At 41.3% G+C, this 12,924-nt stretch carries 10 protein-coding genes; 6 read left to right on the top strand and 4 right to left on the bottom strand.

Translation table 11 applies throughout. The features are described from left to right. Positions 1-255: 255 nt before the first annotated feature. From HMO_RS0104830 to HMO_RS0104820, 3 genes are read right to left on the bottom strand one after another with little or no spacing between them, the layout of a single operon-like run. Positions 256-2,562 carry an LPS-assembly protein LptD gene (locus HMO_RS0104830; protein ID WP_010299387.1) on the bottom strand — a complete coding sequence of 769 codons (2,307 nt, stop codon included), beginning with the start codon at positions 2,560-2,562 and terminating at the stop codon, positions 256-258. Between the two features lie 41 nt (positions 2,563-2,603). Further along, positions 2,604-3,707: an LptF/LptG family permease gene (locus tag HMO_RS0104825; protein ID WP_010299383.1), complete on the bottom strand. Its 1,104-nt coding sequence runs from the start codon at positions 3,705-3,707 to the stop codon at positions 2,604-2,606. After that, positions 3,697-4,812: an LptF/LptG family permease gene (locus HMO_RS0104820; protein WP_010299380.1), complete on the bottom strand. Its 1,116-nt coding sequence runs from the start codon at positions 4,810-4,812 to the stop codon at positions 3,697-3,699. The genes HMO_RS0104825 and HMO_RS0104820 overlap by 11 nt, the downstream gene beginning before the upstream one ends. 166 nt (positions 4,813-4,978) lie before the next feature. Between HMO_RS0104820 and HMO_RS0104815 the strand changes: the two genes are divergently transcribed. The 4 genes from HMO_RS0104815 (at position 4,979) to HMO_RS15485 (ending at position 8,462) form a co-directional block, all read left to right on the top strand. Then, a complete protein-coding gene (locus tag HMO_RS0104815) occupies positions 4,979-6,250 on the top strand; it encodes a peptidylprolyl isomerase (protein WP_010299377.1) in 1,272 nt (423 codons plus the stop codon). A 50-nt stretch (positions 6,251-6,300) separates the two neighbouring features. Further along, on the top strand, positions 6,301-7,095 hold the full coding sequence (gene rsmA / locus HMO_RS0104810; RefSeq protein ID WP_052571990.1) for a 16S rRNA (adenine(1518)-N(6)/adenine(1519)-N(6))-dimethyltransferase RsmA: 795 nt from the start codon (positions 6,301-6,303) through the stop codon (positions 7,093-7,095). A gap of 139 nt (positions 7,096-7,234) precedes the next feature. Then, on the top strand, positions 7,235-7,555 hold the full coding sequence (gene trxA, locus HMO_RS0104805) for a thioredoxin (RefSeq protein ID WP_010299372.1): 321 nt from the start codon (positions 7,235-7,237) through the stop codon (positions 7,553-7,555). 352 nt (positions 7,556-7,907) lie between these two features. Next, entirely contained in the window at positions 7,908-8,462 is a 555-nt protein-coding gene (locus tag HMO_RS15485) for a phosphatase PAP2 family protein (protein ID WP_010299370.1), read from the top strand. A gap of 541 nt (positions 8,463-9,003) precedes the next feature. Here HMO_RS15485 and HMO_RS15480 read toward each other — a convergent pair. Then, positions 9,004-10,071, bottom strand: coding sequence for an N-acetylglucosamine kinase (locus HMO_RS15480; protein ID WP_010299369.1), 1,068 nt, complete (start codon positions 10,069-10,071; stop codon positions 9,004-9,006). 629 nt (positions 10,072-10,700) lie between these two features. Between HMO_RS15480 and mtaB the strand changes: the two genes are divergently transcribed. Further along, positions 10,701-11,981, top strand: a complete 1,281-nt coding sequence (mtaB, locus tag HMO_RS0104790; RefSeq protein ID WP_010299365.1) for a tRNA (N(6)-L-threonylcarbamoyladenosine(37)-C(2))-methylthiotransferase MtaB — start codon at positions 10,701-10,703, stop codon at positions 11,979-11,981. Next, the gene (gene ftsY, locus HMO_RS0104785) at positions 11,978-12,904 is read left to right on the top strand and encodes a signal recognition particle-docking protein FtsY (protein WP_010299363.1); all 927 of its coding nucleotides are present in this window, start codon (positions 11,978-11,980) and stop codon (positions 12,902-12,904) included. Before mtaB ends, ftsY begins: the two co-directional genes overlap by 4 nt. Positions 12,905-12,924: the final 20 nt, after the last annotated feature.

Genomic DNA, 12,924 nt, shown 5'->3' with positions numbered 1-12,924 from the left:
GCCCAGTCAAAAGTTATCATTTTAATCAAGCTTAACTCACATATTGAGCCCCTAGCCTTTCCCCAACCGTACAGGCAATACCTCTTCTTCAATTTATTTATTGGCAATCAGTTTTTAGAGTTCAACTCGGGTGTTGAGAGCGTCTTTAATAGGCTTCTTTAGGAGTACTCTATTATTGTTTAAGTAGGACTAAGTGGAAGCTCATAGAGTTTACTCGGCAAATACAAAGTATAACTCCTTAGCTATCCCTCGTTTCTAATTTAACTGCCCACCGCTTTGAGGCCCATTTACCGTTTGAGGAACAGGCGCTCGACGTAGCCCGCCAATATTACTGATATTGACAGGGTAGATAGTTCCTAAATTTTTGAAATCCAATTGTAAGAGGATCTTAGTATCTGGCCTTAAATCCCGATCTCGGAAGCCGGTTCGGATGACAGAGAATGTCGTCACCAAGCACTCATTAGTATGGCGTAAAGATATAGAGCGATTCAAAATTCGCACAGATTGTCGGCTATATAAGTTACGAATTTCACTGTAGCTTAAGGAAAAACCGCGGTACTGACCCGAGCTGACACCCCATACTAATTGAGAGATCCGCTTATTATCTATAGCAAAATTTTTATTATAAAAAGTGTGCCCCAGACTTCCATTTAACCATGCTGACTTAATGGTAGCCGATGACTCTGCAACATCTACGCGCAAAGTCCTACGATTGAACATGGCTCGTGATCTTATATCTAACCACTTAACTGGCACAATTTGGATACCGGAAACAAAATTGGACGCTTTACGATCTTCTCCCGATCTTAATGGCAGAACCTGGTTTTTGTCTATCCGAACACTCTGCCCCAAGAATAAATTAAATCTGCGAGAGTCCCTAAATAATTGTTGTGAATTAAATCCATAAACAAAGCGATGGCCAGAGTCAATGCGATCAATACCATACAAACGATTAGCTAGAAATATGTTCGTCGTATCCACGATGACAACGGGCGTATCTTCATTGGGAATTTCAATAAAATTACCTCCTACTGAAGAGGTTGTAAGCATAGCCGCTGGTTCTAAGATCCAATGCATAAGGGGGTTAATACTGAGGAAAGGATAGCGCCAGGTTAGCGATGCTTGGGGATAGTAACGCCCTTGAGTTTTATCTTTTAACTTTTGGTTGGCTTTTACCTCATAGCCATTAATATAGTAAAGATCCCCACGCATATAAGCTTTCAAAGACCATACATCTCCCCACGGAGACACATAAGGGACCTGTCCTCCTAGTCCGAGCGACCCCCGAACCATAGATTCAGCTGAACTCCCAATAATGGCTTTATCACGATACAAATTTAAAAAATTAAAATCCGCCATCCATGTTTCACCATAGCTACCCGGCAAAGTTTCATGAGAGTATTGAATTAAAGGCAGAACCACAGGCACTGTTTTCTGTCTATCCGCTTGAAACACATAAGAGCGAATAACACCGTAACTTTCAGGGCGAAAACGCTCCAAAGCTGCCGTAGTCGTTAAGGCTGTACTAGAGGCAAATGGATCAACGCTTCCTCGAGGAAGAACGGGAAAGCGTTTAAGATAGGTTAAGTCGCTGGCCCTTTGAACATCGAGGGTAAACAGAAGCTCAGGCGTAATATCATATCGGGCCCTCATAAAATAATGCCAACGATGGTGGCCTGCACGCCCATAATTATTGGGATTATAATTTGAAGCAAACCCAGTGGTGGTATTATTCGCATAGCTACCATGCATGACATATTCGCCATTATCAAAGTGATAGCGGTGCTCGAAGGCCGGGATCACCCCTTGCTTTGAGGTAAATGTAGGAAAGAGAGTAAAATCATGATTCTGCGCACTGGCAATGAAATAAGGAACAGTTACACTATAGCCTAAATCATTACTATGACTATAAATTGGCATCAAGAATCCAGTCTTACGCTTAACTGCAGGATCAGGATGGGAAAAGTAAGGCACATAGAAAATTGGCCACCCAAAAAACTCCATCCAAGCATGATGATATTGAACCATCTTAATTTCCTGGTTATGAATAATCTTGTCTGCCTTTAACTGCCATAACGGCGCTTTTTCAGGGTCAGCCTTGCATACGTCACACGGTGAATATACACCTTGCCATAAGACGACTCGTTTTCCTTCATACCGTTTGGCACGGTTGCCTGCTAAACGGGATTGATCAACCATAAGAATTTTAACATTTTCTACAAAACCATCAGCCATTTTATTGGACAGGACAAGGTGGTCGGCAAAGGAATAATTTCCTTCAGAATCTCTTAGCCACACTTGCCCTGTGGCCACAATTTTGTCCTGCAGCTTAAAATATTGAACCTTATCTGCATGTAGCAATTGTGAATCTTGAGCCACAAACACATTTCCTAAAGCCGTAACCACTTGATTGGTATCATCATACTCAATCTGTTCAGACTGTAAAAAAGCCGGAACTTTTAAAGTGGTATTTTTTGCAGATTGAGCAGTAGTTTCTGGTTGAGCATTAACACTGGCAGACAAAGCGCAGGATATCAGTAAAAAGAAACGAAAAATAGGCATGGCTCTTTAGAAATTAAGACTATATTAATTCCTATTAAGCCTCAGCCTTCTTCTAAGTGCAATATCAATGTTGCGCTGAGCAACATAACTGTGATAGCCGGCGCCCATACAGCGACTAATATCGGCAAGCGTCGCGCCAAGCCTAAAGCATAAACGATATCATTAAAGAAGTGTAAAGCTAAACCACTGGCTAGGGCCAGAACAGTTAATAAGGTTGTATAACCCTGACGAACAGGCCGAATAGTGAAGGCGGCCGCCAGAAATATAAGGGCTATCATAAAACCAATCCTGCCGAAAAAGGAATGCCAATACATACGATAGGATAGGCTTGATAAGCCTGACTTTTCTAAGCGCTCAATATAATCAGGCAACATCCAAAAAGAAATATATTTAGGCTCCAAGTTACTATTTAAGATTTTATTGAAGGATAAATCTGTTTTAATCTGGAGACTTTCTTGATGATATCGTTCGTGGCGATTAGGGTATACAGTTACATCTTTAAGATACCACATCTTATTTTTTATATAGGCTGCCTTCGCATCAATACGTTCGACAAAGTTATAATCTGCTGAAAAATTCTGAAAAGAGATATTCTCGAATCCCTTGCGGCCGACCATAAGTTTTTGGGCATTAATTATACTACTGCGATCAGCAGTATTTTCGCGAATCCACACCCCATCTTCTAGAACGGTAACGGCGACATCCCGACCAGAAAATATTCGCTGCTCCATTTGCTCCTGCTTGTGACTCATAACAGCTGCTAAGGGGTTGATAACTACTAGCACCAGTACACTTAGGGTCACGATAACTAAACATAGCCCTGAAGCGATCTGCCAGATGGAAATCCCGAATCCTCTTGCCACTACAATTTCTTGAGTTTTATTAAGACGTGACAAACAAATAATGGCCGCTATCAAAACAATGAAGGGCAATAATAACTGAATATGATTAGGGATTTTAAGGCAAACCATCTGAATAATCTCGGCAAACCCAGCACGGGTTGAAGAGATGGTACGCCGACTAAACTCTGCGATATCAATAAGACTAATAACAAAGATAACGATGGCAGTTATCGCTGCAATCCAGACTAAAAAAATTCTCGAAAAATACCGATTTATTGTTGACTGCCAGTAATCAGCTAACATGATTCAACCTTCTTAGTAAATTTGACAGCCATTCTGGCTTAATGAGCACTCCCAACCCTAGAGCAATACAGAAACCAAGCATGGAATAACTCATTAACACTGCATATTGGTTCTTCGATAGACTATTGAGCAAGGTAATCACCACCAGCTCCAGAAGCAAAGCGCCTCCCACTGCTGATAGAATCTGCTTCCATCGTCCGCGGCGATGCTGTTGGCCTGTAAGAAGAATCATTGCTGCCAGTAATACAAAGGTGATAACAAATAAAGGATTAATAATTCTTTTATGGGCCTCAATTAGCATTTTTATACGGGCCGTCTCACTAATTTCTGCAGGAGGGTTTATTAACTGAGAGAAGCCATACGTTGTATGAAGCTTAACCTTCGCTACCACTTCACGATGAACATTAATATCATATTTGAATTCATTAAAATAGGCAATTGTGGGACTGCTAGTCGAGGAAGAAGCTGATTGCCTATTCCCATTAAATAAATAAAGGATATTGTGGCCGCCTTCTTCTTGCAAAAAACCGTGCTGCGCAAAAATAGTAAACCCCGGTACTCCGTGTCGTTCCCGCTCATGAATATAGATTCCTTCAAGAAGCCCTGATTCCGTATGGCTTCCTACATAAATCACAGTATCTCTAAGCTTATTAAAGGAACCGGCTCTCAACAGTCCTGCTGAGAACTCTCGAGCAATTTCATTACGGATGCCATAAAACTGCTCATTTGATTTAGGCCCTAAATAATTATTTAAAATGCCACAGGCTATTGTCATCAATAATCCCCAAACAATAAATGGGGTAGCGATTTGAAGATTACTCAGACCAATCGCTTTATAGACAACCATTTCATTATCTGCAGTCAACTTGTAGATAATATAAACTGTGGCCAACAAGGTGCAGATAGGAAGCACAACAGAGGTTAAATCAGGCAATAGCAACCAAACCATTGACAGATAACGGTTAACAGACACATCTTTTTCAATAATGACTTCAATAAAACGCAAAGACTGGGTTAACCATGCTCCGAATACGAGCACAAAGGTCAAGATAACCGTCGTTAACGCTACATGAGTAAAAATATGACGGGAAAAAATGCGCCCCATTAACTCTTTCCTGATATACCCTGAACCAATAGGAAAATCGAAATTCCTTACAACCTAGAATCTATAATCTTGAATGATATCAGCATATTTACTAGACATAAGACAATAATTACACTATTTTGACATTAAAATACAGTTCTTTATCTGAACTCATAAAGGATACCTTATGATCAACTGCTTACGCTTATTATCAATCTTTGCCTTGACATCACTTTGCTTTGCGCAGACAGATGCTGGCTCAAAAATCCTATTGATAGTCAACAAAGACCCCATCACTCAACATGACTTAAACCAGCGCATTAAGTTAGTAACATTTTCCGCAGGCGGCCAAGTTAATGTGGGTGAAACTCAAAAAGCAGAAATATTAAATTCGCTTGTCCAAGAGCGTCTGCAATTACAGGCCGCTAAGCTTAAGAAAATTGAAGTGAGCTCCAAGGAAGTCGATAGTGCTCTAACCGAAATGGCAAAAGAGAACAAGATGACCTTAGAGCAACTTATCAACTTACTTAGGACCAATGGCATCTCAAAAGAAACCCTGGCGTCTCGTATGAAGGCACAGATTGCCTGGGCACGCTACATCCGCCAACAGTATGCACCGGTTGTTTTCGTTTCTGAAGCTGAAGCAGAACGTGCCTTACAAAAAATGAGCAACGATAAAATCACAAAAGAATACTTATTATCTGAGATTTCTTTAATTGCACGTGATAAAAGCCAAGAAGCTCAGCTGGCAACAACAGCTTCCTCCTTGGTGGCAGACCTTAAAGCCGGTGCAAAGTTTGAAGTGCTAGCACAACAGCTGTCAAAGAGCACCTCTGCTGCTAAAGGCGGAGATTTGGGCTGGAAAAGTAACGCTCAAGTGGAGCCCGAAATAGCGGCTCAGCTCTCCAAGCTGGCTATTGGAGAAGTATCCGCTCCGATAAAAGTTAGAGATGGTTATAAAATAATCAAGGTTAGAGATATTCGCCATGCTGAACAGAGAGGTCACGGCGAGGTAGAGATTAGTTTTACGCAAGCAGTCTTCCCGATAACACCGGACTCATCTCCTGAGGAAATAGAGGCTTTAGCCCCAAAGATCCAAGAGGTTATGGCCTGTAAAACACCCCAAGATTTTTCTAGAAAGGCGGCAGATTGCAGTGCAGCAGTCCAGAACACTCCTCATGTCAGCTGGGCAAATATCCCAGAACAACTCCGAAAACTCCTAAAGAATGTCCCTTCTGGCAAATGTGCGCAGCCGGTCATGACACCCAATGGCTTGATTGTTACTTATGTATGCGATAAGCGTGAGCCCAAACCAATTGTCCATACAAAAGATGATATTTTAAGCAATTTAGAGCAAGAGCGATTTGGGCGCCAAGCTGCCCGTGAAATGCAAAAATTAATGAGTAGCGCTCACATTGAAGCTAAAGATGAATGGGCAAGAAGGACACTTAAGCTTTGAGATTAGATCATCTCGCCACAGTAAAAGCGACTGTTGAGCAATATGGATTAATGGCCAAGAAAAGTCTTGGCCAGAATTTTTTGTTCAATATGGAGATTGTCCGCAAGATCGCTCGTTCAGCCGGATGCTTAAAAGAGGTTACGGTCCTAGAAATAGGTCCAGGCCCAGGAGGACTTACGCGGGCACTTTTAGAAGCAGGGGCGCAAGAAGTGGTAGCGATTGAGCATGATCCTCGTTGCATTATTGCGCTCAAGGAACTGGTGGATGCGGCCGAAGGAAAGCTACAAATCATTCAAGCTGACGCTTTGACGATCTCGCCGCAAGATCTTCTTCCTAGCCGCCCAATTAAAATTGTTGCTAACTTGCCTTATAATGTGGGAACACAATTATTGATTAGATGGCTTCATTGCCTTGATAATATCGTGTCTATGACCTTAATGTTTCAAAAGGAAGTAGCTCTTCGGATTGTGGCCCAGCCAAAAACAGCAGATTATGGGCGCCTCACAGTTTTAGCCCAATACCTTACTCAGCCAACCAAAGTATTTGATTTGCCCCCAGGGGCTTTTTCTCCTCCGCCTAAGGTCAAGTCTTCAATTGTGCACCTTGTTCCCAAGGTTCTCTCAGAACAGGATCTGGCTTTACTCCCTTATTTAGAGAAAATCACCCATGCTGCCTTTGGCCAGCGACGTAAAATGATTCGATCGTCTTTGAGTGCCGTATTAACTGAGGATCAAATTCAGGCGGCCAATGTTGCTGTGACTGCCCGCGCAGAAGAGCTTGCGCTTGAGAATTATATTGAATTAGCAAGAATTTTAAAAGATTTCAGCACCACAAAGGCAGATTAAACTCAGGGAAATGCTAATCCCACAACTGTATTGTCTCTCCCTAAAGATGCCTGGCCTTTACAATTTTTACGCTACGAACCCTTTCCTTTATATGCTATAAATATAATAATTAACATTTCAACTAACGAAGGGTATAAAAATGGCTTTACAACAAGTTTCTGACAGCACGTTCCAAGCCGATGTGTTGGCGTCTCAGGTTCCTGTTCTGGTAGATTTTTGGGCAGAATGGTGTGGTCCGTGTAAAATGATCGCTCCCATTCTCGAAGAAGTAGCCAATGAGATGGGAGATAAAGTTAGGATCGTTAAAATGAATATCGATGAAAATCCTAATACCCCAGCTCAATTAGGTGTAAGAAGCATTCCAACGCTTACATTATTTAAAGACGGACAAGCTTTTTCAACTAAGGTGGGCGTTCATCCAAAAGGCAAAATTATTGAGTGGATTGAATCTGCTCTTTAAAAATTTATTTAGTCCTGCTTTAATTGCTACCCGATTCCTACTCGGTATTTATTAGGCAGTAGGTATTAATCACTGAAGCTCTTGCCTGAGCTTCAGTTTCCAATCTAAATCAGATGAGTCTTAGCATTCTATCATATTTTCTCAGAAATCTGCTTTAATTTCCAGCTTTATAAGGGCAAATCATGAAACTTTAGTGCAAAGTAAAAGCCCCTTCCTTTTCATTTATCAGTTTTATTGTGGCAACGATCCAATTAAGTGCAAGCCATCTCTTGCAAAATAAAAAATCTTTCTTAAAATTTTAGCACAAATATTATAATCTCTTTAAATACAGCTAAAAAAGAAGACATAACGCGTGAAGAAGTTTTTAATCCTTTCAAGTTTAGCTTGCTCTTGTTATGGCAAGACTACCACCGCCAGCCGGATGGCTGACATTGGGCAATTCATTAATCCTGCTTTGGGACTCGGACTCACTGTCATTAAAGAAGATGAGGCCGGCTTGTTTCAGTGCCTTTACTCGGTCGTCCTTAACATGGCCGTCACTGCCGGCATTAAAGCGGGGGTTAATCAAATCCATAAAGGCGATGACCCTATTAATAAACGGCCCAATGGGAAACCATATAACTTTCCCAGCGGCCACACCTCTTCGGCTGCTGTTGGCGCTGCTTTCATTTTTTTACGGTACGGCATTGAATATGCAGCTCTTCCTTTTGTGATTACTGGAATAACAGCAGCGGGTAGAGTTCAAAGTCATAAGCACTCAGAAGCAGGCGTTATGGCTGGCCTTATGGTCGGTGCTCTTTCTGCGTTCATTTTCACTAAAAAATTCTATGAAAAGAATAGATCTTTAACCATATTACCTGTTACTTCTAAAGAATTTAATGGACTAAAGATTTCCTATCGTTTTTAAGAAGAATAGATATCCTACTTTCATCATTTAATTCTCTAAGACTTCCTTTTTTTAAAAGTGTTGGTATAACTGTGGTAGGTAATTGGAGCATGCAAGACTTAATTAACGCCAATAATACTTAAGAGCCGAAAGAGGGAGCATAACTTGGGGGTTACTATTCGAATAAAAGCAAGCAACTAAGGTTGCGATAATGTGAATGAAAGCATTACGGCGTCATCTTAAATAAATCTAATATAGCAGACAAACCTTCTCAGTGCTCCTTCTCTCAATAAAAAGACACTCCAGTGATCATTAACAGTCCTTATGGAATAGTACATAATAACTGGAATCTAAATAATACAGGCCATAATTGCAGGCCGGTATATTTCTTAAGACTAGCCCCATGTTTGAGAGGTAATATTTCTCAAACTGCCACATGACAATCTTCATTAAAACATTAAAACTCTTTCTTACAAAAGGGGCAAATTCGCCTTAAGTTAGTCATTTTCTTATTCACTCTAGGCCTTCGTTTTATATAATCTCCTTTTCGTGAGATTTGCCCCTATTGATTTGCTCGAATTGCTAGTAATGCTATATTATCTTGAGAGATATTTATAAATTCTAAGCCATGCTCCTGACCGACTTTTGTACTAATACACTTAATGAAATTGTTTGCATTCTCATTTTTAAAAACACCACCCTGCAAATAAACTTGGAAATTTAATAAGGTTGCCCCTTTGGTAGCACGTTTTACAAGCTTGGCCAATTCGGTCGCGCTTTTATCAATAATCTTTAAGCAATGTTTATCATTTTGTTTATAAGCAGCTTCAAAGACAAGTGGACAAACTTTAGCAATATCTGACGGCTTCAATGCATTACTATAAAATAGCTTAATTACTTGGCTCACAGAGGCTACCTTAAAGAGAGCACATATGCTGCTTGTCAACGTAAAGAGTTTCTCCTTCTCGAATTCTTCTTTAAATGCTGCCTGTAGGGCTAATTTCCCGATATAGAATCCACTTCCTTCATCGCCCAGGGCATATCCGTATCCCCCAACACGCTTTTCTCCCCTTAGCGATTTACTAAAACAAATGGAGCCTGTCCCTGAAATCAGAATAGCTCCTTCTTCCCCTTCGATGATGAGTTGCTTTGCAAGGTCAATATCTGAGGATAGGGCAATGCGAGAACCTTGGAAACCGAAGGAAATAAAAACGTCTCGAATAACAGAAGCTTTATCTAAGTTGCTAGCCAGACCTGCTAATCCACATACAATGGCTGCTCTGTCTTTAATCTCTGAGATCTCCTGCTTCTCTCTCCCGATTTTTAGACCATTTAATAGACGAGCTAAGCTGTTTTTTGTTTCCTCCACTCCCACAATATTGATATTTGTTGGTCCTGCCAGGAGTATAGGAATTACTTTACCCTCTTGCTCCATATCTAAGACTTCTAATTTCGGGTTGATAACTTGCAGAGAAGTTTTAGATCCACCCCCATCAATGCAAAATATATAATCAGCCCCATTGATAGCCTCTTTTAAGGAAGGATCTGCAGCCATCAAGGACAAGGGACTTATTAAATGAGCTGCTAACAACAGCACAAGTTTCCGCATCTTCCTTTTAAAGTAAATCATTATTTTTGCTCCTTTTTTTATTTTCCTTTTAGGAGTATTCCAGGAAACTATGGCTGGTTCGTCGTAAAAAAAAGTATAATACTCCTCTGGAGTTAACCAGCTAACTAATATGCAAGAATATATTTCGAGGGTTTGGGCACGTTAAAGATCTTGTCCTTTATAAGATAAAGAATTGAAGTAACACACTAAAGCTTACAGTTTATAATAAGGTTATCCTAAGCGATTAAAAGACGGTAATTACAGGTAGCTATAACAGATCAAAGCCTGCTTTAGGATATACTTATGATTTAAAACGCAGAATTTGCCTGATTTTTTTGATCACTAAGAATCTAGCGGCTTTTCTTATTCTAATCCCTACAAAAATTCGGCATATTTTTTCTTAAAACTGGCTTTTCAATAATTTAAACTTCAACTTAAACACAACTCAGGTTAATTAGAGTCATTTCCCCCTCTATCTACTTGAACTATTTATGTAAGAGAAAAAATAGTTAGAGTAATAAAGCAGGCTTTAAATCATTTATCCTTATTAAAAAAGCAACTATAAGCGCAAAAGCAGCCTATATTAAATTTCATTTGTACATCGCTACAAAAATGGTGTATTATCTGCGGGTTAACAATAGATCAGGACTATGACAAAAAATACGCCCCCTACCCCTGAGGTCATTACATTTGGTTGTCGCCTCAACACTTACGAATCTCAAGTTATGAAAGACTTGGCGAGCCAAGCTGGGTTAAATAATGCTTTCATAATTAACACCTGCGCAGTGACTGCTGAAGCCGAACGTCAAGCCCGCCAAACCATCCGCCGGCTACGTCGCGAAAATCCTGAGGCAGAAATTATTGTAACAGGTTGCGCATCACAAATTAATCCCAAGAAATTTGCTGATATGCCTGAAGTTAGCCGAGTTATTGGTAATGATGAGAAAATGAGGCCAGAGAGCTATGCTTTGAATGTGGAGCATGACCGGGTTCTGGTAAATGACATCATGTCCGTTACTGAAACGGCTGCCCATTTAATATCAGGGTTTGAAGGGAAAGCGCGGGCGTTTGTGCAGATCCAAAACGGATGCGATCATCGTTGTACATTTTGCACTATTCCCTATGGCCGTGGCAACTCTCGCAGTGTGCCGATCGGGGAAATTGTACAGCAGATTAAGATTCTTGTTCACAATGGTTATCCTGAAATTGCCTTAACAGGTGTCGATATTACGGCGTATGGCGCCGATTTACCGGGAAAGCCGAGCCTAGGACAAATGATTCGCCGCCTGTTGAACCTAGTGCCGGAACTGCAGCGCTTAAGGTTATCTTCCCTCGATCCTGTCGAAATGGATGAGGATTTATGGCAACTGATTGCCACAGAGCCGCGTCTTCTCCCCCATCTCCACATGAGTTTACAGGCGGGCGATAATATGATTTTAAAACGGATGAAACGTCGTCATTTGCGTGAAGATGCCATCGGTTTTTGTAAAAAAGCCCGCGCATTGCGGCCTGATTGTGTTTTTGGAGTGGACTTGATTGCTGGATTTCCCACCGAGACAGAAGAAATGTTTGAAAACACACTCAAAATAGTAGATGAATGCGATCTAACTTTTCTGCATGTATTTCCTTATTCGCCGCGTCCAGGAACACCGGCAGCACGGATGCCGCAGCTGCAACCCAATGTGATAAAAGATAGAGCTGCGCGTCTGCGCGCAAAAGGCTCTCAGGCCGTGGAAAAACATTTCCAATCGATGGTGGGAAAGATTGTTACCTTTTTAGTAGAATCCTGTGAAGACAACCACATTCATGGGAAAACTGATCAATTTGCTCCAATAACTGTATCCGGTAATGCAACAATTGCCAGCATCGCCAAAGCAAAAGTTATCAGTTATACTCAAGATAATTTGATCGCAACCCTGGTTAACACATGAGTGAAAAAGTTTCATGGTGGTCACGTCTAAAAGGTGGCTTAAAAAAGACTTCAACTAAGCTTGAAGATGGATTAAAGAATGTTTTCGTCCGCAAAAAACTGGACCAAGAGACCCTCGACGAGTTAGAAGAGCTCCTTATCCTAAGTGATATCGGCGTTGAAACAGCTGCAAACTTAACCCAGGCTCTATCTCAGGAAAAAATGGATAAGGATATTACTCTGGATGAAGTAAAAGAATTTCTAGCCCATCGCATTACAGACATTCTTACCCCTTATGCCGCTGATCTTAATATCTCGTCACCACAAAAGCCGCATGTTATCTTGGTTGTCGGCGTCAACGGCAGCGGCAAGACCACAACCATCGGTAAGCTTGCGAAACGCTGGCATGATAGCGGCTATAAAGTCCGCCTCGCCGCTTGCGATACGTTTCGGGCTGCCGCTGTTGAACAATTGCAAGTTTGGTCTAATCGCGCTGGCATTCCCATCTCCACAGGTAAGGCAAATGCGGATTCCGCGGGCTTAGCCTACGAGGCTCTTCAGCAAGCCAAAGCTGAAAGTAGTGACATCTTGATCATTGATACTGCTGGGCGCCTGCAAAACAAATCCGGATTAATCGACGAGCTAAAAAAGCTAAAGCGTGTTATTCAGAAACTTGACGCCTCTGCTCCCCACTCCGTCTTACTCGTCTTAGATGCTACCACGGGACAAAATGCCCATGCTCAAGTCCAAGTTTTTAAGGAAATGGTGGGGGTTACAGGCTTGATCGTAACGAAGCTTGATGGGACTGCCAAAGGCGGCGTCGTTGTCTCTATTTGCGATAAGTTTAAACTTCCCATTCATGCCATTGGCGTTGGCGAATCAATAGATGACCTGCGCCCCTTTACAGCTTCAGACTTTGCTCGTACACTGTTAAGTATAGATTAAGTCACTATAACTGGAACTGC

Origin of the sequence: Candidatus Odyssella thessalonicensis L13 (assembly GCF_000190415.1) — a bacterium.
Classification (GTDB): Bacteria; Pseudomonadota; Alphaproteobacteria; order Paracaedibacterales; family Paracaedibacteraceae; genus Paracaedibacter; species Paracaedibacter thessalonicensis.
Note: the sequence above shows the minus strand (reverse complement) of the source record. Positions and strands in the feature narration are given on the sequence as shown.